This is a genomic window from Aristophania vespae (genome assembly GCF_009906835.1).
GTDB classification, from domain to species: domain Bacteria; phylum Pseudomonadota; class Alphaproteobacteria; order Acetobacterales; family Acetobacteraceae; genus Aristophania; species Aristophania vespae.
Genome location: NZ_CP047652.1, coordinates 1,925,776 through 1,951,765 on the forward strand (window position 1 = coordinate 1,925,776; position 25,990 = coordinate 1,951,765).

At 43.4% G+C, this 25,990-nt stretch carries 21 protein-coding genes, 2 tRNA genes and 9 pseudogenes; 18 read left to right on the forward strand and 14 right to left on the reverse strand.

The window, feature by feature from the left end; genetic code table 11:
- Nucleotides 1-20 precede the first annotated feature (20 nt).
- Nucleotides 21-950 carry a hypothetical protein gene (locus GT348_RS08630; protein WP_160619352.1) on the forward strand — a complete coding sequence of 310 codons (930 nt, stop codon included), beginning with the start codon at nt 21-23 and terminating at the stop codon, nt 948-950.
- 106 nt (nt 951-1,056) lie between these two features.
- The gene (locus tag GT348_RS08635) at nt 1,057-2,046 is read left to right on the forward strand and encodes a hypothetical protein (protein WP_236646493.1); all 990 of its coding nucleotides are present in this window, start codon (nt 1,057-1,059) and stop codon (nt 2,044-2,046) included.
- A 76-nt stretch (nt 2,047-2,122) separates the two neighbouring features.
- On the opposite strand, the gene GT348_RS08640 is transcribed toward GT348_RS08635, so the two are convergent.
- Nucleotides 2,123-2,449, reverse strand: coding sequence for a YggT family protein (locus tag GT348_RS08640; RefSeq protein ID WP_236646494.1), 327 nt, complete (start codon nt 2,447-2,449; stop codon nt 2,123-2,125).
- A gap of 939 nt (nt 2,450-3,388) precedes the next feature.
- Between GT348_RS08640 and GT348_RS08645 the strand changes: the two genes are divergently transcribed.
- Together GT348_RS08645 and GT348_RS08650 are read left to right on the forward strand one after the other, a co-directional pair.
- A complete protein-coding gene (locus GT348_RS08645; protein ID WP_160619353.1) occupies nt 3,389-3,796 on the forward strand; it encodes a hypothetical protein in 408 nt (135 codons plus the stop codon).
- Nucleotides 3,797-4,498: 702 nt separating this feature from the next.
- Nucleotides 4,499-4,574, forward strand: a tRNA-Ala gene (locus GT348_RS08650).
- Nucleotides 4,575-4,807: 233 nt separating this feature from the next.
- On the opposite strand, the gene GT348_RS08655 is transcribed toward GT348_RS08650, so the two are convergent.
- From GT348_RS08655 to GT348_RS08690, 8 genes and pseudogenes are all read right to left on the reverse strand, one after another.
- Nucleotides 4,808-6,460 carry an ArnT family glycosyltransferase gene (locus GT348_RS08655; protein ID WP_160619354.1) on the reverse strand — a complete coding sequence of 551 codons (1,653 nt, stop codon included), beginning with the start codon at nt 6,458-6,460 and terminating at the stop codon, nt 4,808-4,810.
- Nucleotides 6,461-6,498: 38 nt separating this feature from the next.
- A complete protein-coding gene (locus tag GT348_RS08660) occupies nt 6,499-7,239 on the reverse strand; it encodes a glycosyltransferase family 2 protein (protein WP_160618012.1) in 741 nt (246 codons plus the stop codon).
- A gap of 25 nt (nt 7,240-7,264) precedes the next feature.
- The gene (locus GT348_RS08665) at nt 7,265-7,768 is read right to left on the reverse strand and encodes a F0F1 ATP synthase subunit B family protein (RefSeq protein ID WP_160619361.1); all 504 of its coding nucleotides are present in this window, start codon (nt 7,766-7,768) and stop codon (nt 7,265-7,267) included.
- Between the two features lie 10 nt (nt 7,769-7,778).
- Nucleotides 7,779-8,339: a F0F1 ATP synthase subunit B family protein gene (locus GT348_RS08670; RefSeq protein ID WP_160618013.1), complete on the reverse strand. Its 561-nt coding sequence runs from the start codon at nt 8,337-8,339 to the stop codon at nt 7,779-7,781.
- A 10-nt stretch (nt 8,340-8,349) separates the two neighbouring features.
- Nucleotides 8,350-8,574 carry an ATP synthase subunit C family protein gene (locus tag GT348_RS08675; protein ID WP_160618014.1) on the reverse strand — a complete coding sequence of 75 codons (225 nt, stop codon included), beginning with the start codon at nt 8,572-8,574 and terminating at the stop codon, nt 8,350-8,352.
- 55 nt (nt 8,575-8,629) lie between these two features.
- Nucleotides 8,630-9,379: a F0F1 ATP synthase subunit A gene (locus GT348_RS08680; RefSeq protein WP_160618015.1), complete on the reverse strand. Its 750-nt coding sequence runs from the start codon at nt 9,377-9,379 to the stop codon at nt 8,630-8,632.
- A complete protein-coding gene (locus GT348_RS08685) occupies nt 9,357-9,719 on the reverse strand; it encodes an AtpZ/AtpI family protein (RefSeq protein WP_160618016.1) in 363 nt (120 codons plus the stop codon). Before GT348_RS08685 ends, GT348_RS08680 begins: the two co-directional genes overlap by 23 nt.
- 151 nt (nt 9,720-9,870) lie before the next feature.
- Nucleotides 9,871-11,402: pseudogene (locus GT348_RS08690) on the reverse strand (TSCPD domain-containing protein).
- Nucleotides 11,403-11,660: 258 nt separating this feature from the next.
- Here GT348_RS08690 and mlaD point away from each other — a divergent pair.
- From mlaD to GT348_RS08715, 5 genes and pseudogenes are all read left to right on the forward strand, one after another.
- Nucleotides 11,661-12,217: pseudogene (mlaD, locus tag GT348_RS08695) on the forward strand (outer membrane lipid asymmetry maintenance protein MlaD).
- An 85-nt stretch (nt 12,218-12,302) separates the two neighbouring features.
- Complete coding sequence (locus GT348_RS08700) at nt 12,303-12,977, forward strand: DUF2155 domain-containing protein (RefSeq protein ID WP_160618018.1); 675 nt, start codon at nt 12,303-12,305, stop codon at nt 12,975-12,977.
- Nucleotides 12,978-13,040: 63 nt separating this feature from the next.
- Nucleotides 13,041-13,567 (forward strand): annotated as a pseudogene (locus GT348_RS08705) (disulfide bond formation protein B).
- Between the two features lie 5 nt (nt 13,568-13,572).
- The gene (locus GT348_RS08710; RefSeq protein WP_160618020.1) at nt 13,573-15,606 is read left to right on the forward strand and encodes an NAD(+) synthase; all 2,034 of its coding nucleotides are present in this window, start codon (nt 13,573-13,575) and stop codon (nt 15,604-15,606) included.
- Nucleotides 15,607-15,905: 299 nt separating this feature from the next.
- Nucleotides 15,906-16,997: a hypothetical protein gene (locus GT348_RS08715; RefSeq protein ID WP_160618021.1), complete on the forward strand. Its 1,092-nt coding sequence runs from the start codon at nt 15,906-15,908 to the stop codon at nt 16,995-16,997.
- Nucleotides 16,998-17,220: 223 nt separating this feature from the next.
- On the opposite strand, the gene GT348_RS08720 is transcribed toward GT348_RS08715, so the two are convergent.
- The 5 genes from GT348_RS08720 to GT348_RS08735 form a co-directional block, all read right to left on the reverse strand.
- Nucleotides 17,221-17,295 (reverse strand) — tRNA-Gln (locus GT348_RS08720).
- Between the two features lie 112 nt (nt 17,296-17,407).
- Nucleotides 17,408-18,064: a TetR family transcriptional regulator gene (locus GT348_RS08725; protein ID WP_160618022.1), complete on the reverse strand. Its 657-nt coding sequence runs from the start codon at nt 18,062-18,064 to the stop codon at nt 17,408-17,410.
- 21 nt (nt 18,065-18,085) lie between these two features.
- Nucleotides 18,086-18,448, reverse strand: a complete 363-nt coding sequence (locus tag GT348_RS09485; protein ID WP_236646497.1) for a pyrroline-5-carboxylate reductase dimerization domain-containing protein — start codon at nt 18,446-18,448, stop codon at nt 18,086-18,088.
- A gap of 32 nt (nt 18,449-18,480) precedes the next feature.
- Nucleotides 18,481-18,846: a pyrroline-5-carboxylate reductase family protein gene (locus tag GT348_RS09490; protein WP_236646498.1), complete on the reverse strand. Its 366-nt coding sequence runs from the start codon at nt 18,844-18,846 to the stop codon at nt 18,481-18,483.
- A gap of 62 nt (nt 18,847-18,908) precedes the next feature.
- On the reverse strand, nt 18,909-19,199 hold the full coding sequence (locus GT348_RS08735; protein WP_160618023.1) for an accessory factor UbiK family protein: 291 nt from the start codon (nt 19,197-19,199) through the stop codon (nt 18,909-18,911).
- A gap of 88 nt (nt 19,200-19,287) precedes the next feature.
- Between GT348_RS08735 and rfaD the strand changes: the two genes are divergently transcribed.
- From rfaD to GT348_RS08780, 9 genes and pseudogenes are all read left to right on the forward strand, one after another.
- Nucleotides 19,288-20,268, forward strand: a complete 981-nt coding sequence (rfaD, locus tag GT348_RS08740) for an ADP-glyceromanno-heptose 6-epimerase (RefSeq protein ID WP_160618024.1) — start codon at nt 19,288-19,290, stop codon at nt 20,266-20,268.
- Nucleotides 20,265-21,016, forward strand: a pseudogene (gene lgt, locus GT348_RS08745) (prolipoprotein diacylglyceryl transferase). Before rfaD ends, lgt begins: the two are co-directional and overlap by 4 nt.
- 81 nt (nt 21,017-21,097) lie before the next feature.
- Complete coding sequence (pgeF, locus tag GT348_RS08750) at nt 21,098-21,880, forward strand: peptidoglycan editing factor PgeF (RefSeq protein ID WP_160618025.1); 783 nt, start codon at nt 21,098-21,100, stop codon at nt 21,878-21,880.
- Nucleotides 21,881-21,990: 110 nt separating this feature from the next.
- Nucleotides 21,991-22,616, forward strand: a pseudogene (locus GT348_RS08755) (50S ribosomal protein L25/general stress protein Ctc).
- A gap of 22 nt (nt 22,617-22,638) precedes the next feature.
- Nucleotides 22,639-23,281, forward strand: a pseudogene (gene pth, locus GT348_RS08760) (aminoacyl-tRNA hydrolase).
- 25 nt (nt 23,282-23,306) lie between these two features.
- Nucleotides 23,307-24,400 (forward strand): annotated as a pseudogene (gene ychF, locus GT348_RS08765) (redox-regulated ATPase YchF).
- A gap of 102 nt (nt 24,401-24,502) precedes the next feature.
- Nucleotides 24,503-25,104 (forward strand): annotated as a pseudogene (locus GT348_RS08770) (nicotinate-nucleotide adenylyltransferase).
- Nucleotides 25,105-25,216: 112 nt separating this feature from the next.
- Nucleotides 25,217-25,497, forward strand: a pseudogene (gene rsfS / locus GT348_RS09200) (ribosome silencing factor).
- 22 nt (nt 25,498-25,519) lie between these two features.
- Nucleotides 25,520-25,978, forward strand: a complete 459-nt coding sequence (locus tag GT348_RS08780) for a 23S rRNA (pseudouridine(1915)-N(3))-methyltransferase RlmH (RefSeq protein WP_160618029.1) — start codon at nt 25,520-25,522, stop codon at nt 25,976-25,978.
- The last annotated feature ends 12 nt before the right edge of the window (nt 25,979-25,990 follow it).

A 25,990-nucleotide genomic window follows, 5' to 3' on the forward strand; every position in this document is an offset into this window, starting at 1 on the left:
TTGCAGCTGGATTCTCTTGTATGGCGAGTCAAGCCAAAGGCAGCGTGGTCGTGACACCTACTGACAAGCAGACTCATGAGCTGCCTGAGCAATGGTACACAGGGTCTTTATTTTCTCCCTCACCAGCACTGCCAGAAGCAGGGATGGCTGCTGCAGAGCCATATGTTTCAGCTGGTGTGCCTATTGGGGCCTATAACTCGTCTGGAGCATTAAAGAAAAACAAGGCACAGACATCTATTTCGAATTATGTATTGATGAAATATGCTGTAACAGATCATTTGTCGCTCTATTTGCTTCCGACATATAGTTACTCTTGGGGTAATCATACCAAGCACTCAGGAGTGAAGTTCAATGATCTTCCTTTTGAATTGCAATATCGTTTTACCCCTCATTATTCGCCATCCTTTACAGTGTTTTTGGGCTTTAATGCTCCTGTCGGATCATATACGAATCTTGCCAATGCTTCTGAGGGTGTAGGGCGTGGCGTATGGAGCATCCGTTATGGTGTACATTCACAGCTTGTTTACCCATTTTTTAGCCATGCTATGAGAATCCGTCTTTGGGCTGTAGCTAATCAACCAGTTTCTTCTGCTCGGTTACGTAACATAAGCAGTTATGGAACAGAAAAAGGGTTTGCTGGTCGTGGGCATGCTGGCCCTACCGGAAATGAGGGTATGTCTCTGGAGTTTGGTATTACAAAAAAATGGGTTATTGCCCTCGATCTCTATCATAACTGGGCTGCTTCCAACGAAATTAAAGGTCTATATCGTCAGACAAAGAAACATTACTACAACCGCACAGGGTGGAGTGGCTTATTTAACGTAGGGCCTGCACTTGAATACAATTGGTCTCCTAATATGGGAGCAATTGCAGGGGTTATTTTGCCAGTCGCAGGGCATAATGCGTCTCGTACGCTACAAACACAATGTGCAGTGTTTGCAATGTTCTAAAAAAGCACTCTCTTAGGAGCACGCTGTTATTTAAACTGTGCTCCTTAGGGATGTGATTTATATTTAAGAGCTAAATCTTTAAATTTTCTGTTTAGGTTGTCTGTTAATGACCAACGCTATGCGTTTCTCATTTCTGTTTTGTAGTTTTGTTGTTGGTTGCTCTTATATAACAAGTCAAGCCGAAGCAGAAATATCTCTGTTTCCTAATGCTGAGCAAGTAGAGGCTTTGCCTGAACAATGGTACACGGGTACCTTATTTGCTCCGTCCCCTGCTTTAACAGATGCTGATTCCTATACCATAGAACCATACGTGTCTGTTAATGTTCCCAAGGGCGCATATAATTCTTCTGGGACATTAAAAAAAAATCATGCCCAAACGTCAGTTTCACAATTTACAGCGTCTTATTACGGGATAACAGACCAGTTAACGCTTTATGCATCACCAGCCTATAGTTATTCTTGGGGTGATCACTCTCCACATTCAGGCGTAAAATTTAACGATCTTCCAGTCGAGTTACAATATCGTCTCACGTCTCATGAGACACCGTCTGTTACAGTCTATTTAGGGTTTGATGCCCCTTTAGGTTCTTATAGTAATTTGGGAAATGCCAATGAGGGTGTAGGCACTGGCGTATGGGATCTTCGTTACGGTGTGCAAGCCCAGGTCGTTTATCCCTTTTTTCAGCGAGTTATGAGAATTCGTATGTGGGCGGCAGCGACACAGCCACTCTCTTCAGTGCGATTGCGTAATATAAGTAGTTACGGTACAGAAACAGGTTTTAAAGGACGTGGGTACTCTGCTCAAACGGGGAATGAAGGATTTTCGCTTGAGTTTGGCCTTACAAAGAGATGGGTATTCGCTCTTGATTTATATCATGAATGGTCTGCTTCTAGTGAAGTAAAAGGCATATACCGCCAAACTAAAGAGCGATATTACAGTCGCACAGGATGGAGCGGTTTATTTAACGTAGGCCCTGCGCTTGAATATGGCTGGTCTCCTGATATAGGGGCAATTGCGGGGGTCATTTTACCGGTTGCAGGACATAATGCATCACGTGACGTGCAGGCGCAGTGTGCGGTTTTCGTCTCATTTTAAAAAGCTGACTCTTAAAATATTTAAATTATGAGAGACTCTTTTCTGATTTTTGAAAAAAGTCTCTTAAATTTATAAGTTAATAGCCATTTAGTCCGATGAGAAGTCTTACGATAGCTCGAGCGAAAAACGGTACTCCATAAGAGATGATCAGGAGCAAAATAAGAGGGGAGAAATCCATCATACCCATATCAGGTAAGATACTACGAATGGGTCTTAAAGCAGGCTCTACAAGGCGGGCACAAATGCTATAAGCGGCATAGAAAAAATTCCTTAGTCCCCCCACAAGGTTAAAAGCGAGCACCATGGATAAAAGACAATAGGCTAAAATAATCCAAGTATAAATATTACTTAATAGAAAAACGATTTTTAATATTAAAAGGGGAAGTGAGTAGGATAGAACCACGTTGAGCCTCGCAAAATCATTATCTATAGGAACTTAAGCACAAAATGTGCGTTTATGATCCTTTTAAAAACCAAATTAAAAAAACTTTTTTAACAAAACAAACCAGATTTTATGCAGTCTTTAAATAAAATTATATACTTGTTTTTCTGAAAAAGCGTAACCTTTGTCGTAAAATATCAGACCTTGCGTTTGAAATTGTTATTTAACTTATTTTCTTATCAAATATGCTATTTGCAATTAATATTTAAAAAAAAAGTTTTTAGACAAGAAAATTTGATAAATGACACTGAGTATCAGTCTTTTATAGATAGTGGTAGCTAAAAATAAGTTATTTATTATTGAAATTTACAATAATTGCTCAATATTTGTTTAGTTTAAAAAACGAAGGGTAGTGAAAATAGCTAGTTTAAAAATTCTAATAATTTTACCTACTAGTTACAATCTGACATGTATGAACACTCTCTAGTATAATAAAATCAGACTATGAGATTGTTATACGCTTACCGTGCTTAATTAGGTTCATATGTATTTGGAAGCGAATAAAAGAGTCTTGTTCAAATACTTGCCAAAAAGCTGAAATTGTTCTTTGAGCAACATTGAAGTGTCAATGAAGCCAAAAGTGAATATTTTTTTCGGTTCTTTTCAGAAGAGCGATATGCAGCTGCCTTTATAAAGGGCAACTTGTTTATGAACACCCTTAAATATTTTCGGGGTATCGAACAAGGAGATGGAAGAGGAGATCCATATGAGAAAACATTTCACTGGATACAATCGAAAGACATAGGCTCTTTTAAATTAAGTGTTTCTAATGGTCGCGAATTTGAAAGCCTAAAAGAGGAATTAATTAGGCCTCTTACCTTTTAGGTTTCAGAAAGCGAAAATATTTACGTTTATTGTCTTTAAGCTCTGAGAGAACATTTAATACCACGTCTTGTTAACATGACTAATGATTGGTCTAAATATCAAGGGCCGGTAGCTAACGTGATGAAAATTGATCCATGCTGTCGAAACTTTGGAGATTGGGCAGTCATCATTCAGGCAAAACCTTTTCTCAATAGAGTGCCCCAAAAAATTGCTGCAAGTGGAAAATGTTTCAAAATGGATATTGTAAAATATTACAGTTATATTGAGATTACAGGCGGTTTTGATATAAATACCGCGCTATTTATAAAGAATAAGTCATATCAGTATCAAAGAGAATATCGCATCTGTCTTTATCAATATGGCGTTAACAATATTTCTAATAATCCTTTGATATTGCCTATCGGAGATATTTCGACAGTCATGTGTAAGACGACTACAAATATTCTATTTGATAATTTCTTTAAAAACCAAAATTATTCGTAAATAGTCAAATTCACGCTATTTAAATCTTAGTGGGCTGCCTGATTTAAATATCTGATTGTGCTTTAATATAGAATTTTCTTACTTTCTCATATTATTATATAGTTCATAATAATTGTCATCGCTTTATTATAGGGTATTTATATATATTTTTCAATATTATAATTGAAAAATACTACTATAATATTAATATTTTGCTCTATTGCTCTATTGCTCTATTGCTCTATTGCTCTATTGCTCTATTGCTCTATTGCTCTATTGCTCTATTGCTCTATTGCTCTATTGCTCTATTGCTCTATTGCTCTATTGCTCTATTGCTCTATTGCTCTATTGCTTTATTGCTTTATTGCTTTATTGCTTTATTGCTTTATTGCTTTATTGCTTTATTGCTTTATTGCTTTATTGCTTTATTGCTTTATTGCTTTATTGCTTTATTGCTTTATTGCTTTATTGCTTTATTGCTTTATTGCTTTATTGCTCTAATTCAGATCACAAAAACTATTTTATAAATTTACTGTAATACCTTCTAATTTTTTCAAAATAACAATCTAATATTTAAACTATAGGACTAACTTCGTCTTTCATATTGATAATTTCGTGAAATTTCATAATCGATCTTTTTACGAAAACCTACATAATACTCTCAGCCACCTATTGATTGTTTGACTCATAGGAAAGCTCGTGCTGTGCTTAAAAACAGATCATGGGGCTGTAGCTCAGATGGGAGAGCGCCTCGTTCGCAATGAGGAGGTCAGGGGTTCGATCCCCCTCAGCTCCACCATGGTTTTCGTTACCTTTACGCCTTAAGGAAATAGGGTAAATAATGTGCCATTATTTTACCAGAAAAAATAACCGATAATATTATGGCTTCACATACAGAAATATTTTTAAAAGCAGGAGGTTGTAACTATTTATCCTGAAATGAGATCCTTTTCTTTGACTATATAAGACACTTTCTACTTATATTGACCTTACATAGGAGCATAAATAAAGGGTGTTTACGTATGCTACCTTTTATTGGGCACCAAATAAGCTTAGGCTCAATTTTTTCCCTTTAGAATAATTGAAGCCTGAAATCTGATCATAAAGATGCGGTTTAATGCCTGCTTTTTCCAGCTCGGCTAAAAAAACAGCTTTATCCTTTTCATCTATGAGCGCCAGATCACATTTGCTGTGCTCTATAAGGGATTTTGCTGCTTGCTCAGGATCAAGGAGCCGCGTTTGTGGGCCTGCTAAAAACACGAGGCTCGGCTCATAATATGAAGCTGAAATCAAAACACTTTCACTACATAGTCGCGCTTTATAAAAAGATGAGGCAATGTGAGGCGAGAGCTGTATCAAGTTGAGATTAGGTATAACAGCCCAAAATAACCCTGCATGAATCAAAATAGCAGCGCCGATAATATTATATGCAGCGTGTTTGACCCTATTTTTTGTGAGTGAGAAGATTGCTAAAATAACAAGTGGCAGGCTTCCTCCTAAGGCAATAAGGGCTCGGATGGAAATTAAATGCGATGTTGTAATAAGAAGGGCGCTGCCTGCAAAGCAAAAGGCAATTGCCACAACACTCCAGAGCAAGGCGTAAATAATGTAAATTATTTTTTGCCATACCAAAAAGCGGGGAGCAGGCCATAAGGTTAAAGATGCAGCGGTAAGTAGGGCAATAGCGGGGAAAGTAGGAAGTACGTAATGAGGAAGTTTTGTCGCTAATAATTCAAAAAACAGCCAATAAGGCATAATCCAACATAAAAGAAAAAGAACCGATGAATTTTTGCGTCGTTCCCATATTGAGGGAAGAGCCCTTAGCGTGAAAAGAGCACCAGGCCAAAAAGCTAATATGAAAATTACAGCATAATAACCGGGAGGAAAACCGTGTGACTCTTGTCCGTGAGTTATTTTGCCTAGTAGATTATGGCCTACCGCGTTTTTGAAAAAAGCACCATGGCTCTTTAAAGCAATTCCTATACACCATGGTGCTACAATAATAAGCGTTATAATCCACCCCCAGGCAGGGCGGAGAGAGCGCCAAAAGCTAAAATTGCGTTCAATGAGACAAAGAGATAAAGGCGTTGCAAGCCCAGGAATAAGAATAATCGGGCCTTTTAACATAAGGCCAATGCCTAAAGCTGCCCAATAAGCGCAAGCAAAAAACGGAGAAACAGGGTCTCGATTATTTCGGTTTGTGTAGAGACGGACAAGAATGGCTTCAACGCATAATATATCTAATAATAACACTGTATCTATGGTTGCCATGCGGCTTTCTGCAACAAAAAGCGTAGAAACCATTAAAAACAAGGCACCTAAAATCGCTGTACTAGCTCCAAAGAGCATAAAGCCGATCCAGGCTGTTAAAGGAACAATCAAGCTGGCCGCTATAAGGCTGGGGATTCGATAGGGCCATGTTTGTCGTAAAACCTGCGGTCCAAATAAGGCGGCTGAACTTTTTGCGCTAAGAGCTTCTAGCCAGTAAATACCTGCTGGCTGAAGATAACGTGGCTGGTTTTGAAAATGGATATCAAGAAAATCATTCGAGAGAACCATTTGCTCTGTTGCTTCCATATAACGCGCTTCGTCTCTATCCAGTGGTGGAAGAGTCATACGGCCAGGAAGTGCCAGGAAAAATGCTAAAAGAGCTAAAAGTGCATAATGACGCAGGGTTAGAGTCACGGCTCATCCTTGCTTGAAAGAATAATAAAGAGCGAATCTTAAAGTTCAGTAGGCTCTCGGGAGTAGCGTGTTCGTTTCTGAAGCCATTTTACACCAAGTAAATCACGAATACCGACAAGAGCGCGATTTAAATTTGTATATTTGGATGTTCCATGAAGGCGGGGCCGGTGGGTTACAGTTAGGCAATGGAGTGTCACACCGTAGCTGCCCATTAGGGCCGGCAAAAACCTATGTAATCCTTCAAATTGCGGTAGCTCTAAAAACTTTTCTCTTAAAAAGACTTTAAGAGGTGCACCCGTATCAGGACATTGATCATTTAAAAAACGTCGTCTCAGTCCGTTTGCAAAACGTGTAGCAAAACGTCTTGAAATGCGATCACGCCTTTTGCGCCTGACACCTACAATCAGTGGAGCCTCACCATTTTGAGCGCATTTTAGGGCGAGTTGATATAATTTAGGAATTTCATTGGGATCATCCTGACCATCGCCATCCATTGTGGCGATCCAAGGAGCCCTGGCATGAGAAATAGCTGTTCTAAGAGATGCTGATTTACCCAGGCAGTGGGAATGATTCAATATACGTAATTGAGGGAGGAAAAGACGCCGTGCCTCAATAAGGCGTTCTAGCGTGGCATCCTCACTCCCATCATTAACAAAAATAACTTCGTAACAAGGAAGGGAGGATAATGCGACGCTAATTTCTTCGCAGACTGGAAGGATGTTTTCGGCCTCATTTAAAACCGTAACAATGACGGCTAAAGTCGGGGTCTCACCCTTCATAATGTTGAAAAGAACTCCAGAATCATCAAGCAGCGTTATCTTGCTTCAAAGCTTTAGGTATGTTTGTCAAACTTTGATCAAGAAGCTGAGCTGCAAGATTAGAATCTTTTTGCAAAATCTCAGTAATAGCTTCACGCGATGCTGCAAAGGCTACGTCAGCTGCTTTATTGCGAATATCACGTAAGGCAGCATTTTCTAAAGCTTTTATCCGGTCACGGGCCAATTTTTCATGACGGGATACGAGCTCTTCGGAATCACGTAAAGCGCGCTCTTTAAGAGAAAGAGCTTGTGCTTCTGAAGCTTCAATAAGCTGTTGCGCTTCAGCCGCAGCATTCTCTCTTTCTCTTGTTGCATCCTCAAGCATTTGTTCTGCTTCACGACGCAACCGTGCTGATTCGTCAAGATTATTACGGACCAATTCAGCTCGTTCATCCAGGCGCGTAGCAATAATACGCCAAAGTTTCCGACCAAAGAGTAAGAAGAACAGAACAAAAGCTACTGCTGTCCAGAAGCGTGGTTCATTAAAAATTGTCATCTTCTTAGCCCTGTACGCGCTTGATTGCGTCTAAAACTGTAGCTTTCTCATCTCTGCCCAAAAGGCGATTTATAAGAGATGTAGCCGTATCTGAGGCAATTTCGTTAACATGGTGCAAAGCATCGTTATGAGCAGTTTTAATATTAAGTTCAGCCTCACGCATTTCTGCTTCCAAACGCTCTACAGTCGCAGCAAGCTGAGATTCCGTGGCTGATTTAGCCATGTCACGAATAGTTTGAATGTTAGCCTGAGCGTGATCTGTTGCTTTTTGACGCGCATCTAAAAGTTCTTTACGCGCTTGATCAGCTTCTCTTTTAGCCTTGCGTGCTAAATCAAGATCATTTTGGATGCGTTCAGTACGGTTTCTGATAACACGATCAACGCGTGGCAGAGCCGAGCGGCTCAATACGATATAAAAGAATATAAAGATCAATGCACCCCAGATGACTTGCCCCTGTAAAAGGGGATTTTTAAAGTCAAGCTGGGGCATGCCCGCAGCCACGGCCCGGCCCGGTAAGGCCGCAAGTGGGGCGGCAGACAGGAGGAAACGAGGCATTAGGCGCATTATCCGATCCTCAGACGAAGAGGATAAGGAAGGCGATCAGCAACGCAAAAAGTGCGATAGCCTCTGTCAGAGCAAAGCCTAGCATGCCAAGGCCGAATACGTGTGGGCGGGCAGCAGGGTTGCGGGCGATAGAATTCACGAGCGCAGCAAAAATATTGCCAATACCAGCACCTACACCAGCAAGAGCAATGACAGCAAGACCAGCACCAATATCGCGAGCGGCTTGGACGTCCATGGTTTATTCCTTTACCTTAGGTCAGTGACGCAAAAATCAAAAAAGAGAAAGCCGCTTAATGAGCGACTGCCTCACGGAGATATATACAAGTGAGAATTGCAAATACATATGCTTGCAATAATCCCACAAGCAGCTCAAGTGCCATTAGAGCGATATTAATCACGATCGGAGCAACAGCCAAAATATGACCGGCGACTCCGAGTCCGGCAAGCATGATTGTGAAGCTTGCAAATACCTCTAAAAGCACGTGACCAGCAACCATATTCGCAAAAAGACGAATAGAAAGACTTATTGGGCGTGAGAGATAGGAAAGGATCTCAATCGGAATCAAGATAGGCGCTAGTGCAATAGGCGCGCCTTCAGGCATAAAATGCTTTAAAAAACCGATACCCTGGTAACGCAGAGATGCGAGTATAGCCATAATAAATACTGTCAAGGCCATGGCCAGAGTAACAGCAATATGACTTGTGAATGTGAAGGAATAAGGCAGGAGGCCGAGGTAATTACCTGTGAGGATGAAGAAGAAAAGAGCGAAGACAAAAGGAAAGAAAACAGTTCCTTTTTCACCGATCGTACCCACGGCGAGATCGCGAATAAATTCGTAGCTCATTTCAGCCGCAGCCTGCAGTCTATCAGGTACTACAGCAGCTGGTCGCATGCCAAAATACAAAAATGCCAATACCAGCAGGACTGAAATCAGCATAAATACTGGAGACTGAGATAAACGCAGGGTCTCACCGACCGAACCAAGTATCGGATGCAGTTCAAACTGTCCGAGTGCGTCAATCGTCGATCCGTTTGCCACGCGGGCCTCTCCCGTTCTTTTCGTCCTGCACGGTTTGCACAGGAACACCTACGATACGCCAGACATTTCTCATGCCTGCACAAAAACCCAATAGAGCAAAAACAATTAAGAACAAACCCTTATGGCCTGTCCATTTATCAAGTCCATAACCTATGCCGACACCCACCACAATGCCGGCAATCAAGTCACTAGCTACCCGAAAAGCCACACCAAAAGAAGATTGCTCCTCCTTTTCCTGTGTGGGTCTCTGCCCCTTTTTTGCCTGAGGAGAGATTTGATTCTCTAACGTTGAAAGACGCTTATCAAAGCTTTCTTTCTTGTTAGGAGAAAAATCACCCATAAAGTGGAAACTCCTCAAATTTTGAGCAAGATTAAATGGCAGATTCTTCTTAAAGAAAAATTTGCCATCTCACTCTGGGCGTTAGCTAGCCATTGTGACCCCATGCTGTCAATAATCTTCGCAGGGATCTATGACGTTATTATGTCAAAAATTAACTAACGAGCCGTAATTGTCGCCGAGATGCATCAGTTTTTTTATGAACAAACTCATTATGATCAAAAGGCAATAGAGGATCTTCGGCATTTTCACTTGATGAGGCCATGGGAGCGTCAGGCATATGTTTTCCAAGATAAGCATCTGAGAGTGCCCGGAAAGCATAATCTAGCATCGAAGAGGCATATGCTGCGACCGGGTCGCCTTCGACAGTACCACAGGGCCCAAAATGAGTGTAGGCAAATTGTTCTATAAAAGCCTCAAGCGGCACACCAAATTGCAGCCCAACACTAACTGCCTGACCCAAACATTCCATAAGACCGCGTGCCATAGGGCTTTCACGAGGTGGCAGTAAGGTGAGCGCTCCTAATGAGCCATCTTCAAATTCTGCCGTTCTCATAAAGAGGCGGTGTCCACCTATAGATGTCTTTTGGCTAAAACCATTCTGACGAAGTGGAAGTGAGCGTCGCACGCCACGTTCCAAGCGGGAAAGCAGGGCTTCGGTCTCGGGTTCTGGACGTGGTGGAAGATAATCTACCAAACCAGAAACAGCCTCATGCATTTTTACAAAAGCCTGGCCACTGATTTTGGGAAGGGGATTCTCGTTATTAAGAGCCAGAGCTAACGCTGTTTCTGGAGTTAACCCCCTGGAGGCCAAACGGTGGAGTGTGGAGCTTCTTAATTTACCCTGCTCGTCAATAGGAGAAAAAATTGGAGCTATTCCACATGTTTCGACCCCCAATAAGGCATCAATAGGGCCTGATGAGGAAAACCCTAGTTCGATAGGAGGTAAAACTGCCTTATGTGTATCTGCCTGAAGTAAGGAAATAGCAAAATGTTCGATTTCAGGGAAAAGAGGTGATGCTTTTACCGATGCAGATTGTCTAGTGCCTTTTCTTAAGGCAATTCGGGCCAAAGCTATTATGGCCTGCGCAAACTCACGGCCTTCGGGACTATCATAATCCAAACCCTGAGCAGCCAGGCAGGCATCTAGGTCAGTAAGCTGGATTAAGCCGGCACAATGGCAATTTTCTTCTGCCGCTTTATTTTCATCAAAAAGTGGCAGCTCACCGCTACGTTCATTTCTTTGCGCTTCATTTAAGCGTCTTAAACTATCGCAAGCGAGATTGAGACATGCCACAAATTGTTCTGGGGAAAAGGTACTTTCCTGAACAAATCCGCTGAGACGGAGTACGAATCCGAATTGTTCATCCGTTCTGCGCTGCCACAAGGCTATATTGGGGGCCATGTGCTGCATAAGCAAAAGACAGGAAAGGCTTCTTCCTAAAGGAGGTGCCCCTTCAGGGGTATGAGCCAAAGGGGGGCTGTATCAATAAAGTCCACCCATCGAGCTGCTTCCTGAGCAAGTCTTACAGGACCGCCGTTCGCTGTTATCTGTGCGAGTGCTTGGGCAGCATTATCATCCCATGCAGCGGGCAGAGTAACAGAACGCAGACTATGACTATCTGGATCTGAGGCAATGGCGACTGTTCTCATTTGAACGCCGCTCCAGTGAAGATGCGCTTTCATATAAAGTAATTTAAGTAAAGAAGACTTGTCCGCAAAGGGTGAGACCGGTTGCAGGGAGCATTTAATAAAGCGAAAGATGAGGATAAAGGGGATAACTTTTCTTAAGCTATAAAGACCTTATAATAATGTGTCTTTCTCCTTGAGTAAGCACTGTTTGATCAAGCAGTGTTAAAGAGAAGGATAGTGACATGATAGAGATGCATGATACGCTGGGAACGAAGTAGAAGAAGATTGCTAAGCTATAAGGAACGGGCAAGCATGGATGGAAATACGGCGAGCGGAGATTTTGCAAAGCAACAAGTGAGGCAAACACGCTTAGAATTAGCGATAGGTCTTATTGTTGTCATAGCTCTCGCGGGGCTGATCATTTTTGCTGTGCTAGGCCGGCACCAAAAGGCAAATACGGGTTATCCGTTGCAGGCGAGTTTTAGCCATATTGATGGCCTGGAAGTTGGCTCGGATGTTCGTCTGGCTGGTGTAACAGTTGGGCATGTAACCAAGACGGTGATTGATCCCCACAATTTTCAGGCAAACGTCACTTTTTCTGTTATGCCCACTATTAAGTTACCCGTTGATAGCGGAGCCGTCATAACATCTGATTCCCTGCTTGGAGGAAAATATATTGCGCTGACGCCAGGGGGGATGACAAATTATTACAGCCTGATTCTGTCATGCAGGAAACTCAAGGCTCTATTAGTCTGGAGCAGCTTTTGAGTAAATTTATTTTCACCGTCACTGATTCTCTTCAAAAAAAGAACAGTTCAGATGCAGCGTTACCAACTGGAGGCCAGCCGTCCCAAAATCATCTTCAGTGAGAGGTGAAGAGATTTTAAGACGACAGTTAAGCATTATTGGGATAGATATTAGCCTTTTTAATAAAGGCTTCCTGGAGGCTGAGTGATGAATAAAAAAGCTCTTGAAAAGAACATATTGTTCCATTTAGGGAGCTTAGCTGTTCTCTGCACATTTCTATGGCCCAATGTGGCTTTTAGTGTTGAAGGTGTGCCAGTTCCTGCTGTTCACCCTGCGGATAGTTGGCAGGGGCGTGCCAAAGCTGTCATCCGTGTGCTTAATCGCCTTGATTCTCAAAGCGAATTATTGACTTTATCTGTGGGAGAAGAGGGGCATTATCGCAGCCTTAATTTAAAATTGACGGCATGTGTGGAAAGGCCTCCTACATTAGCACCAGAAACAGCAGCTCAACTGAATCTGACTGATAGTCAGGCAAAGGATTCAGAACCTTTTGAGGGCTGGATTTTAGCTCAGCAGCCCGGTTTGTCTGTCTATCAAAGTTCGCTATATGATGTACAGGTTGTCAGGTGCGAAGGGGAGAAAGTGGCACCAATGGTTGGGCCTCCTCCTCCAGTAAAAGCGCCACAGATTACATCATCAGCACCTGAAAAATTGGATGCGGATGGAAGCCCTGTTAATAATCAGGCTGGTGCGGCATATTCGCCAGAGGCACCTACATCTATATTGCCGTCCTCTTCCTCAAATAACCAATCTTTTGGTGCCAGTGCTCCGGCGTCCTCGGGTGACGCATCTTTACCACCTCCAACATCATTATTACCTTAACAAAGTCATAAAACAGAATTTGTTTTCAGTCCGACTTTAATGAAAAGAGATACATATATGTTAATGACTGGAAAACGGGATTTTAGACGCGTACGTGTTGTTGGTGGTGTATTTATTTTATCGGGGTTGTTTGCTTTATTAGCTGCTTATGGGGCTGAGCGTTTTTTGCATATGGTGCCTTGTGAACTTTGCTTATGGGAGCGCCGCCCCTGGCGAGTTCTTATCGCTTTAGGCGCTCTGACACTCGTGCTCTCTCCGCGTTATGCACGTTGGCCCATTATAGGGGCATTCTCTGTCTGGCTCTGAGTGTCATTTTATCTGTCATTCATATTGGTGTTGAGCAGGGGTTATGGCGGAGCCCTGCTCCATCTTGCCATATGGTTGTGACTCATAGTGACAAGGCATCAGACTGGTTGAACCATTTGCCGGTTCATCCTCTTAAGCCGTGTGATCTACCAGATTTTCCATTTGGGTTGCCTGTTTCAATGACGACTCTTTCTGGAATTTATGCGCTAATTGTGTTTGTGTTAGCTTTAAAGATAGCAATACGCGTTTTTAGGCGTGTTAGACGGGATCAGAAAAAAGGTTAATATCCGTGGATCAAGCCGCCTTTAAATGCCTTTATGAGCAGGGGTTCGCAAGGGTTGCTGCCTGTACTGTCCCTGTTACATTAGCCGACCCTCATAAAAACGGGGCTGCTATACTTGATAGTTTAAAAGAGTGCGATCAAAAAGGAGTGGCGGTAGCAGTTTTTCCTGAATTGGTACTAAGCGGATATAGTATTGGCGATTTGCTTTTTCAGCAGCTTTTACTTCAATCTGTTGAAGAAGCCCTTGAAAAACTCGTTAAAGCAACATCTTCACTCATGAGTGTTGCTGTTGTTGGAGCGCCCTTAAAACAGGGAGACGGGCTCTATAATTGTGCCGTTATAATTCATAGAGGGCGCATTCTCGGTGTTGTGCCTAAAACCTATCTACCGCGTTATCGGGAGTTTTATGAACCGCGTCATTTTCTAAGTGGTAAAGGCGTAACGGGTTCTATCTCTCTATGTGGTCAGTTAGTTCCTTTTGGTACGGATTTGCTCTTTCAGGCTTCAGATATTTCGGCTCTTATAGTTGGTGTTGAAATATGCGAAGACTTGTGGGCACCGCTGCCGCCTAGCACTATATTGGCGTTGGGTGGCGCCACGGTTATAGCTAATCTTTCTGCCTCGCCTGTGACAATTGGGCGAATGGAAGATCGTTTAGCTCTTTGTTCTTCACAGTCAAGACGAGTGCAGGCTGCTTATATTTATGCAGCGGCTGGTCCTGGTGAATCCACAACCGATCTAGCATGGGATGGTCAATTAACGATCCACGAGGCTGGTTCTCTTTTAGAGGTTTCGGAGCGTTTTCCCCAAAAAGCAACTTCAGTTATTGCAGATATTGATCTGACTCTTTTGCAGCAAGAACGGCTTCATTTGGGATATTTCACTGATGAATCTCAAAAGTTGAGGGTGGTCAGTTTTCAGCTTGCTCCCACTTGTGAAGATCGTGGTCTCTTGCGCGAAATACCGCGCTTTCCTTTCGTGCCTAATAATCCGGCAACATTAGCTCAGGACTGTCAGGAAGCTTGGATGATTCAGGTTCAGGCATTGTGTCAGCGTCTGGTAAGTTCTGGCGCAAAGAGGATGATTATAGGCGTTTCCGGTGGGCTTGATAGTGCGCTGGCCTTATTGGTTGCGGTGAAATCAGCCGATGCTCTAGGATGGCCCAGAAAATCGATTTTGGCGCGTACGATGCCAGGCTTTGCTACGGGCAAGAAATCTCTTTCTTTTGCTCAGTCACTCATGGCAGATTTGGATGTAGAAGGCGATGTTCTCGATATTCGTCAAACTGCATTATCAATGTTGAAAGAAATAAAGCATCCTTTTGCCGAGGGTGAACCTGTTCACGATATTACCTTTGAAAATGTGCAGGCAGGTTTACGTACAGATTTTCTTTTTCGTTTGGCTAATTTTCATAATGGGCTTGTCATTGGAACAGGCGATTTGTCCGAAATTGCTTTGGGGTGGTGTACTTACGGTGTTGGTGACCAGATGGCGCATTATAATGTTAATTCAGGTATTCCTAAAACACTCATACAGCACATCATAAGATGGGCCGCTCAGGAAGAACCAATATTTCCGTCAAATGTTAGAAAAATTCTGAAAGAAATTGTTGAGTCAGAAATAAGCCCTGAACTTGTTCCTGAGAGCAAGGACGGTATACAGAAAACTGAGCAAATCATTGGCCCCTATGCGTTGCAGGACTTCACATTATATTACGTTTTGCGTCATGGCTTTTCGCCGCAGCGCATAGCTTTTTTGCAAGAAAAAGCGTGGGGCAATCATCTGGAAGGTAATTGGCCAATCCACTATCCAGAATCTGAAAAGCGGTCATATAGTCTAGATGAGCTTATTCATTGGATGAAGATTTTTATCAGTCGATTCTTTGGTACGAGTCAATTTAAGCGCTCAGCAATGCCTAATGGACCTAAAGTTGTGGCTGGAGGCTCCTTATCTCCCAGGGGAGATTGGCGAGCTCCTTCTGATGGAAAAGCAACATTATGGTTGAACAACCTAGAGCAGGTAAAATATAAAAAACCCTAGCAAACTGTAGGGATTGCGGGAAATATGAACATAAATATGGTGCTTCTTTCATATTTTAGACATATTTCGTGCCTATTCTAGGCTTTGTTCTCCTCCTTAGTGTTCAAATAACTACTAAACAGAGGTGTTGTAGTTGCCATAGTGATATCGAAGGGGTGATTTGGCTCGTGTGGTTTTTGAGAATGTAGAAGTTACATTGACAAAATCGGACCTTTGTGGTACGGTTTAACTCATAAGTTACTTAAAGAGTTTAAAGTTTCTTTTGTTCACTTCGTGGCGTTTGAGTGTGTTGAGGGTCTATGCCTGAAACTACGGTTATTGGCGGTTCGGTCGATAATATTATCGTGACTGTCTCAGGAAATCAGCAATTTGGTGAAATTACTGATAGATTCCGCGATACGATCGGTAAGTTGCTGTCTTTTGTGGATGATCAAAAGACGGGGCAAGACACGTACGCCGCCAGCAACGGCTACACAGAAAGCTTAGCCAGAAGCCAAATCTCGACATTTGGGCCGACTGATATTTATGCGAGCGGTTCCGACATGTTCGGGCTACAAGCTGAAGAAAAAGCCACGATTTTTTCACCAGGAAAAGGGTCTTCTAGCTACGATCTTCGGAATATCGTAGGGTCTTATCCTGAGCAGCAAAGGAACGTTGTCGACTCTTCTGCTGGGGCTAACAATATCTCTATTCTTCAGGGGAGTGTTAAAACCCGCAATGCTGTTGCCGACACGATTTCTGCTGTTGCGAATTTGACGGTTAAAGGTGGCCACGACCAGCATATTTCAGCTGGCAAAAACCTGTTCTTTATTGATGGTGCAGGCACGTCATATGTTTCGGCTGACCAGGCTACTATCTTTGGAACAAGCAATAGTGTTTACCATTTTGTTGGTACGGGAAAGAGTTCCGGATTAGGCGACAGCCAAGAAGGTGCTTTTAATTTCTTCTCTGGCGCTTCTGACAGTGATGACGCGCCAGTCCATGATATTCTTTTTGATGCATCATCCTCTCACGGAGCCTTTACGGCGGTTGTAGGTAATCGTGATACGATTATCGGTGGTTCAGGATCAGATACCTTCTATATTAATGATGATACGCATGCCTCGGGCGATGGTGGTGACGTCTCTGCTACCCTAACGGGTGGTTCTGGAGCAGCTAACCTCTTCCAGTTTATGGATAATGAAGGTGGTCACTACACGATCACAGACTTTGGTAGTGCGGCGGGTAACATGGTTGCCTTTAAGGGCAATCAGCGCGATCTGCAGGATATTCTTAAGAATGCGACTGTTAGTGGTGGCAACACAACAATTCGCCTCAAAGACAATACTGAGATTACATTCCTCAATCAGGATCATCTGAAGTCATCTGACTTTAATCTGTTCCCGTCTTAAGTCTTAAATTAGCCTAATCAGAAAAATGCCCTTTTAGGGGAGGTTTAAAGCCTTCACTGGGGGCATTTTTTATTTCAAAATGTTTTTCTTTTTGCGTAGCTGAAAAAACAAGACTTCAAGATTTGTCACGTAGTAAACGTAGTTTGCCGTATTATTTTACGTCAATGCCATAGATAAAATCTAAAGCAAACGGAGTAAATATCTAATTTTTGGGAAAATTCTTTGGCTGGGGCGGGAGGATTCGAACCTCCGCATGGCGGAATCAAAATCCGCTGCCTTACCGCTTGGCTACGCCCCAGAAGTGAGAATGCTTCTAGCGTGAAGAATCATATTCGTAAAGAGATAGAACATAATTTTCTTACTTTTAGACAATAAAAATAACGCGTTAGACCAAAATTTGCTTATTTTTTCTAAAATTCTGATGTGAAAGAGTCTTCATTCTGTTTGTAATCAGGCAACCCTCCGCTTTTATGAGAGGAGGAAAGGCGTTCATCAGGAATAGATTTCAGGATTCGAAAGCGTTCAGTTTTATTTAAGGCTTCGTCTAGAGCTTTCATGGTTTCAGAAAGTTCAGCCGTTGCGTCTTTTTCCCAAGCTCTCAAAGCGTGGGTCCAAATAGCTAATAAAGCTTGCAGGCGCATTATGCCTCTGAGGCCGTGACGGTCTAATCCGGCTGCGTCTGCAATCCATTTAATTGTATTAAGGGTGGCTGTGCTTAAGAAAACAGCAAGAGCGGGATCTTGTGGTAAAGCCCGCATAACGGCACGTAGTCCGTCACGATAATCCTGAAATGCGTCAAAGCGGCGCATGAAAAGGTCAAAAAGTCCTTCTTTCAAACTAGGATAGGACGTCGTACCGCATAACATGGCTTTATCCACCATGTTATTAAGGCGGAGTAATATAAAAGATTTAAAAGGATATCTTATTTTGACATCCTCTAAAGGCAGATCAGCCTTTAATGCAGCTTCAACAAGAGTAAAGCCATGCCATCCACGTTCTGAGGCAAGCTGCATAGCCATTTCTATAAGTGCTGTATCGAAAGAAAGATTACTCTCATTGAAGGGCATGATGTTAAAAATTCCTTAGGATTAATCGTCTAGCTCTTTGGCACGTCGAACAGCCTCTTGAGAAGCCTTTCTGACGCTTTGAGGCCAATTTTCTTCTGTCATGAGCACTTTTAAGGCTGCTGCCGTCGTACCGTTTGGACTCGTTACGTTGTTACGTAAGACAGAAGCGTCATCATCAAGATCATGGAGCATTTTTCCAGCACCATAAATTACACTGCGTGCCAGTTTCCGTGAAGCGTTTTGGTCGAGTCCGAGTTCGGTTCCGGCTTTTTCCAATAATTCTGCCAAAAGAAAAACATAGGCAGGGCTTGAACCTGAAACAGCAATGACACTACGCAAATCATCTTCATGGGGTACGATTACAACATCGCCCACCTGTTCCATAAGCTCAGTGGCTAGCTGTTTTTGAGATTGTGTTACTTGGGGGAGAAATAAATACCTGTTGCCCCTGCACCAACTGAGGCGGGGGTATTAGGCATTGTGCGAATAACAGCTCTATCGTCTCGACCACTAGCTTTGGCAAGTGTGGCACAGTTCTTGCCAGCCATAACGGAAAGTAAGGCACTATTTTCCAGATTGCTGCCAAGATGCTGGCTTAGCTCACGGAGCATTGCCTCGGAAGCAGCAGGTTTAATAGCTAAAACGACAAAGTCAGGTCTGGTATCTTTGGGAAGGTCTGAAACTTGGCGGTAAATAACACTATTGCCAGGAGCATTCTGTAATTTACGATCTATGATGATGAGACGCGGAGGATGTTTTGCATCCACCCAGCCTTTTGCCAAGGCCCTCCCATTTTGCCGCATCCAAGTAAAAGTAATGTCGGTCCTGACATAATGCGAATTCCTTATGGTTTAGGGGTGGATTCAGGTTCGGTTAAAAGCTGTTCTAAATCGCTTAGGCGATTTTCCAGGGCCGTAAGTCGGTCTGCTGTTTCAATATGAGATTGGCGAGCACGACTAGCCATTTCTTGAACAGCATCAAACTCTTCTCTGCGCACAAGGTCTAATGAATATAAAACTTCATCAATGCGACTGCGGATGAGAGCATGTAATTCTTCTCTGGCTCCAGAGAAAGCAGAAAAGGCCGTTCCGGCTATGCCAGCAAGGTCATCAAAAATGCGGGGGCGATCAACCATAAATTTTCCTCTTAAAATATATAGAATTCTTTTAAACCAAGATAATGAATATGTTGGAACCTTTCTTATCCCAGACTATACAGAAAGAATGATTATCGTAACTGGCGGTGCCGGATTCATTGGTTCGTGTCTTCAAGCAGCTCTCTTTAAAGAGGGGGAGAGGACAATTATTGTCGATCGTCTGCGTAGCCAAGGAAAATGGCGAAATTTAGCAGCTCATCCTCCTTATCAGATTATTTCTCCTGAAGCCCTCCCTGGCTTTTTAGAAAAAGCTGTCGGTGTTAAGGCTGTTTTTCATATGGGAGCTATTAGCACAACAGCTGCCCGAGAGGGAGATCTCGTCTGGGCAACTAACGTTGCTCTTTCACAGCGTTTGTGGCGATGGTGCGCCGTAAATCATGTTCCTTTTATTTATGCGTCATCTGCTGCGACCTACGGAGCTGCTAATCAACCAGAAGATTTTAAAGACGGTATAGAGTCTATAAGGAACTTAAAGCCATTAAATCTCTATGGTTGGTCAAAGCAGGCATTTGATCTGTGGGTTGCTGACACGGTTAGTGCAGGCGAACCTTGTCCGCCCCAGTGGGTTGGGCTGAAATTTTTCAATGTTTACGGCCCAAATGAATATCACAAAGATTCTATGATTTCTGTCGTGAAAGTGAAATATGACGAAGTCAGCTCGGGTGAGTCGGCACGCCTTTTTCGCTCAACCGTTCCCGGTTTGGCAGATGGAGGTCAAAGACGAGATTTTATCTGGGTTAAAGATGCCGTCGATGTAATGATTTGGCTTTTAAAAAATCCACAGGTGAGTGGTTTGTTTAATTGTGGCTCAGGCGTTGCCCGGACATATCTTGATTTGGCCTTGGCAGTTTGTGATGCTTGTCATCGCGGAAGAGATATTGAATTTATAGACATGCCTTCCTCTTTGAGGGCGCAATATCAATCATTTACTTGTGCCAATATGCAGGCCTTGCGGAATGCAGGTTATCAAAAGCCCTTCACATCGCTGGAAGAAGGGATCAGATGCTATATTGATCATTATCTAAAGCAAGGGAATTATTATCTTTGAGCGACCCATTAATTTTCCCCAATTTTGATCCTGTAGCGTTTCATATTGGTCCTCTGCTGGTACGCTGGTACGCTCTGGCTTATATCGCGGCTTTTATTTTGGCTTTGCCGCTGGCCAAGCGACTCTGTCAAAAAACACCAAAAGTTGCGACACCATTATTAGTTGACGACTTTCTATTTTATGCTGTTTTAGGAGTCTTGCTTGGGGGCGCCTGGGATATGTCCTTTTTTATAGGCCCCTTCATTATGCGTCTCATCCTTTAGAAATCCTGCAAACCTGGAAAGGCGGAATGTCTTTTCACGGAGGGGCCATTGGCGTTATTTTGGCTATGGCTTTCTTTTGCTGGCGCAAAAAACTGTCCTTTTTGGGTTTTGCTGATCGTATTGTGCCTGTTGTGCCTATTGGTCTTGCTTTGGGCCGGTGCGCCAATTTTATTAATGGTGAGCTTTGGGGTAGGACAACAACAGCTCACCTGCCTTGGGTAATGGTTTTTCCTAACGCTGGTCCCATACCTAGGCACCCATCCGAGCTTTATGAAGCTCTTACAGAGGGCGTCTTGCTCTTTATAATAATGTTGCTAGCCGCAAAAAATCAGAAAGTTCGGTCTCATGCAGGCTTTCTTTCTGGACTGTTTTTATTAGGTTATGGAACAGCGCGAGCCTTTTGTGAGTTTTTCCGTGAACCAGATGCCAATATTGGATTTCTTCCGGGCGGAATTACGATGGGCAAGTGCTGTGTCTTCCTATGATTTTGATTGGCCTTATTCTAATGATCGTAGCTTTGAAAAGGGCACCCTTTACCGAAAAACCGCTCTAAGAAAGACTGATCCATGATAAAGAGTCCTGCCCCTTTTAAAGCCTCAAACCTTAATGTAAGGCATGGTTTCTTTTCACGTTTAGGAGGTGTTTCTACAGGGCGATATGCTGAACTAAATGGCGGCGCTACAACGGACGATGATCCGGCTGCTATTAAAGAAAATCGTCGTTTAATGGCGCAGTATTTCGACGTGACAGACGCCAAGTTTTTAGCGCTGAAACAAGTTCATGGTCGTGAAGTCTTTGTCGTTAGGGATGAGACTCCACTTTGGCCTCTTTCTTCTTTGCCGGAAGCTGACGGGCTGGTAACAAACGTCCCTAATCTTGTTCTTACAATTACAACAGCAGATTGTGCTCCTGTTCTTTTCTCTTCAGGCGATGGAAAAATCATTGGGGCAGCTCATGCAGGGTGGCGTGGCGCAGTTAATGGTATTTTAGAAGAGACTATGCACCAAATGCGCTCTTTAGGAGCGACCAATATTAAAGCCGCAATTGGGCCTTGTATTGGGCCGAAATCCTATGAAATTTCCGCAAATATGCGTGACGAAGTTTTAGAAAAGCATCCCAAAGCGGGAGATTTTTTCAAAGCGTTGAAGCAAGAGCGACAATTTATGTTCGATTTGCCCGGGTTTTGTGTTCAGTGTTTGACTCAAAATGGGGTGGATTCTGTAGAAAATCTTGCGCTGGATACAGTCTCTGATGACCGATTTTTTAGTTATAGGCGGTCTTTTCTGGCCGGAAATAGTGCTACAGGCAGGCAGGTATCCGCCATTCAGTTGCGTAATATAGCGCTTTAGAAAAGTAAAAGTTTGTCTTTTTGCTCATTTTGCGCTAGGGCGAACGCACATAAGAGCACCCCTGGAGGCTCTATGAAGTTTTTAGTTTAGTAAACGCAGGAGCGTAAAACGTGGCAAAATTAACGACACTTGAGATCTCCGAGCGCGCGAAAGCAGGTAAGGGGCAGCGCGTGCTACAAGAAGAGCTGGCCTGGTACCAGGCGTAGTTTATGGCGGTAAGCAAGAGCCTAACCTAATCTCAATTGATCCTCGTATCATTATGAAAGAACTGCACCGTGAAGGTTGGCAGTCTCGTCTATTTCAGTTCCAGGTCGGTGGTAAGGCTGTCCGCGCTCTGATTCGCGACATTCAGTTTCACCCTGTAACTGACGCTCCTCTTCATATTGACTTCTTGCGCCTTGTTCCTGGCCAAAAAGTCACCGTTCAAGTCAATATTGTCTTTAATGGTGATGAAGAAGCCCCCGGTATCAAACGTGGCGGCGTTTTAAACATAGCACGACACAATGTTGAAGTTCAGGTTGATGTTGATCATATTCCTGAGCACTTCACTGTTGATCTAAGCAATCTTGATATTGGTGATAATGTTCGCTGGGAAGATCTTCAGGGAACAGAACACAGCACACCAGTTTTACAGATTGAAAATTTCGTCGTTGCTTCTATTGCTGCTCCAACAGTTGATGAAGACGTTGAAGAAGCCTCTGAAGACGCTGCGACAGACGCAGCTTCAGCTGAGTAAGTTATAGAGGAGTTATCCGATTGTGAAACTTTGGGTTGGTCTTGGTAATCCTGGGCCTGAGATGAGTCGCAATCGGCATAATATTGGCTTTATGGCAGTTGATGCCATAGCTGAGCGCCACGGTTTTTCTCCGTGGCGTCAGCGCTTTAAGGGCCAAACGTCTGAGGGTCATATAGAGGGAAGAAAAATTCTTCTCCTAAAGCCGCAAACATATATGAATCTTTCTGGTGATAGTGTTCAGCAGGCGGCTCGTTTTTATAAAATTCCACTTAATGATATTACAGCCTTCCATGATGAATTAGATCTGGCTTTTGGGCGGTTACGGATTAAATCAGGAGGCGGTGCGGCAGGTCATAATGGCTTGCGCTCTATGGATCGCTGTCTTTCTGGCCAAATTATTGGCGGATTAGAATGGGTATTGGGCATCCTGGACAAAAGAGCGCGTAACCGGTCATGTTTTGGGAGATTTTTCTGCTACAGAGCGGCCCATATTGTCCGATTGGCTTGATGCTATAGCGCAGGCAGCACCTTTATTAGCACGCGATGAGCCTGAGGCTTTTATGACTAAAGTTTCGTTATTAAAAATGCAAACTGATATTGAGTTTTTTCGTTATAAATTCATTTCGATAATTACTGGATTAACACGTCTTTCAAAACAGCTTTAACTGAAGGATAAGAGGGAGAGCGAGAATGGGATTTAATTGCGGGATTGTTGGTCTCCCAAATGTCGGTAAATCAACGTTATTTAACGCTTTGACGCAAACAGCGTCAGCACAGGCCGCAAATTATCCTTTTTGTACGATTGAACCTAATACGGGCCGTGTTGCTGTGCCAGATCCACGTTTAGAGGTTTTGGCCCGTGTGGGTAAATCACAAAAATTAGTGCCTACGAGCCTTGAATTTGTAGATATTGCTGGCCTTGTCCGTGGCGCATCTCGCGGAGAAGGGTTGGGTAACCAGTTTTTGGCCAATATCCGCGAAGTTGACGCAATCATACATGTTCTGCGCTGTTTTGATGATGATGATATTACCCACGTAGAAGGGGGTGTTGATCCCGTCAGGGATGCCGACATTATCGAAACAGAACTTATGTTGGCTGATCTGGAGAGTTTGGAACGGCGTCAGGTTAATTTACAGAAAAAAGCACGAGGTAATGACCGTGAAGCTCAGGCACAGCTTGAGTTGATGGAACCTCTTATTGCTGCCTTGCAAGAGGGTAAGCCTGCTCGCACAGCTGTACCTTCAGGTAAGGAAGTTGAAGCAGACCGTCTTCAACTCATGACGACAAAACCGGTTCTCTATGTATGTAATGTAGAGGAGTCATCTGCTGCTACAGGGAATGATTATTCAGAGGCTGTGAGGAAACGTGCAGAAGCCGAAGGTGCTGGCGTCGTTATCGTTTCAGCAGCTATTGAGGCCGAAGTCAGTCAGCTTCCCGAAGAAGAAAGAGGCGAATTTCTCGAAGGTCTTGGCTTAACAAATAGTGGCCTGGACCGCGTTATTGCTGCTGGGTATAAATTATTAGGGTTGCGGACCTACTTCACCGTTGGTCCAAAAGAAACGCGCGCTTGGACGATCACGGCAGGCACAAAGGCTCCTCAGGCAGCCGCCGTAATCCATAACGACTTTGAGCGTGGTTTTATTGCATGTGAAACTATTGCTTATGATGATTATATTAATCATCAGGGGAGTCAGGAGCGCGTGAAGCCGGAAAGTTACGTATTGAAGGAAAAGAATATGTTGTACAAGATGGTGACGTACTCTTATTCCGCTTTAACGTATAAGTTGGCGCTCCTCTCATAGTTTTGCGAAATTTATAGTGATTAACCCTCACCTTAAAAAGCTCTTTAAGAATTCCTATCTTTCCCCTGGGTGATAAACGTAGGATTCGCGTAGGGCTTTTGGGAGGGTCTTTTAACCCTGCGCATGAGGGCCATAAACAAATCGCTCAACAGGCTTTAAAATCACTTCAACTAGATCAGGTATGGCTTCTCGTTTCTCCAGGAAATCCCTTAAATCAGCCAGAATGATGGCGCCTTTTGCTCAAAGACTGGCGACAGCACAGTCGATAGCAGATGGAAAACATATTATCGCTACGGATATTGAATTTCGTTTAAAAGAACGTTTTACATGGCGAACAGTATTAAAGTTGAAAAAGCTTTATCCCAATATTCGATTCGTCTGGCTTATGGGGAGCGACGGGTTTGCACAATTTTCGCAGTGGAAGCGCTGGCAGTATCTGGCAAAAATCATACCAATTGCCATTTTCCCCAGACCTAACACTATTATGCCTGCTTTGAGAGGCAAGGCGTCTTCTGCCATGAGAAGGCACCGGCGTGTTGCGCGTCAGGCCGCTACGATTTTAAATGAGAAAATAATGCCGTGCTGGTCATTTCTTTCAACGGCTCAGAATCCTATATCTTCTACATATATAAGAGAATCGGGGCAGTTTAATCCCCATCACAACAGGAGTAAAAAAGATCACTGACGTTATACAAAATGATAAAGCTTCTTCCGATGAAGCTTTTGCTCAGGCGCTAGAGAGCAAATTAGAGCTTATTTTAGCAAGTCTTGATGAAGACAAGGCTGAGAATGTTGTTGTGCTTGATATTAATAAGCGTGCTAGCTTTGCTGATAAAATGGTTATCGCTAGCGGTTTATCACCACGTCAATCACCTCAATGGCTACTCACTTAGAGCGTCGCCTTAAAGAATCTGGTTTAGGTTCGATGCATATTGAGGGTGAGAATGGTAGCGACTGGGTCCTGATGGATGCCGGTGATATCGTCGTTCATTTCTTTATGCCGGAGAGTCGTGGGCTTTACGCTCTTGAGCGTATGTGGGCGATGATTTTGAGCAGGCCGATAGCGAACAAGTCATAGGGTCTTCGCTTTAGAGATCATTATGAAATTAATTGCTGTTGGTCGCCTTAAAGATGGGGCTGAGCGTGATTTACTAACGCGTTATCAAAAACGTTTGCGCCCCAAATTGGATCTCGTCGAGGTTCCTCAGGCAAAAGGCGCGGCTCTAGAACAAAAGCGCCGCGAAGCCGATTCCCTCCTGGCAGCCTGTCCAGACAACGCTTTTATTGTCGCATTAGATGAAGGTGGCAGAAATCTTTCCAGCACAGAGTTCGCGGCTAATTTGCAAAATTGGACAGTGTCAGGAAAAGAAATTTGTTTTCTTATCGGTGGTGCTGAAGGCCTGGACTCAGCGGTGACACATCGTGCTGATCTTTTAATATCATTTGGTAGTATGACATGGCCACATATGCTGGTTCGTGTTTTACTGGCCGAACAGATTTTTAGAGCTCAATGTATAAATAATGGACACCCTTACCATAGGGCAGGGCGTCCAGATTAAGCGAAATTAGCC

Bases quoted from the DNA above. Each gene is read 5' to 3' on its own strand.
- GT348_RS08630 (WP_160619352.1), top strand. From the start codon at position 21: ATGGCGAGTCAAGCCAAAGGCAGCGTGGTCGTGACACCTACTGACAAG.
- GT348_RS08675 (WP_160618014.1), bottom strand. From the start codon at position 8,574: ATGGACGTCCAAGCCGCTCGCGATATTGGTGCTGGTCTTGCTGTCATT.
- GT348_RS09485 (WP_236646497.1), bottom strand. From the start codon at position 18,448: ATGGAACAGGTGGGCGATGTTGTAATCGTACCCCATGAAGATGATTTG.
- GT348_RS08700 (WP_160618018.1), top strand. From the start codon at position 12,303: ATGAATAAAAAAGCTCTTGAAAAGAACATATTGTTCCATTTAGGGAGC.
- GT348_RS08635 (WP_236646493.1), top strand. From the start codon at position 1,057: ATGACCAACGCTATGCGTTTCTCATTTCTGTTTTGTAGTTTTGTTGTT.
- GT348_RS08670 (WP_160618013.1), bottom strand. From the start codon at position 8,339: ATGCGCCTAATGCCTCGTTTCCTCCTGTCTGCCGCCCCACTTGCGGCC.
- GT348_RS08660 (WP_160618012.1), bottom strand. From the start codon at position 7,239: ATGAAGGGTGAGACCCCGACTTTAGCCGTCATTGTTACGGTTTTAAAT.
- GT348_RS08685 (WP_160618016.1), bottom strand. From the start codon at position 9,719: ATGGGTGATTTTTCTCCTAACAAGAAAGAAAGCTTTGATAAGCGTCTT.
- GT348_RS08645 (WP_160619353.1), top strand. From the start codon at position 3,389: ATGACTAATGATTGGTCTAAATATCAAGGGCCGGTAGCTAACGTGATG.
- GT348_RS08735 (WP_160618023.1), bottom strand. From the start codon at position 19,199: ATGGTTGATCGCCCCCGCATTTTTGATGACCTTGCTGGCATAGCCGGA.
- rfaD (WP_160618024.1), top strand. From the start codon at position 19,288: ATGATTATCGTAACTGGCGGTGCCGGATTCATTGGTTCGTGTCTTCAA.
- GT348_RS08725 (WP_160618022.1), bottom strand. From the start codon at position 18,064: ATGCCCTTCAATGAGAGTAATCTTTCTTTCGATACAGCACTTATAGAA.
- pgeF (WP_160618025.1), top strand. From the start codon at position 21,098: ATGATAAAGAGTCCTGCCCCTTTTAAAGCCTCAAACCTTAATGTAAGG.
- GT348_RS08715 (WP_160618021.1), top strand. From the start codon at position 15,906: ATGCCTGAAACTACGGTTATTGGCGGTTCGGTCGATAATATTATCGTG.
- GT348_RS08780 (WP_160618029.1), top strand. From the start codon at position 25,520: ATGAAATTAATTGCTGTTGGTCGCCTTAAAGATGGGGCTGAGCGTGAT.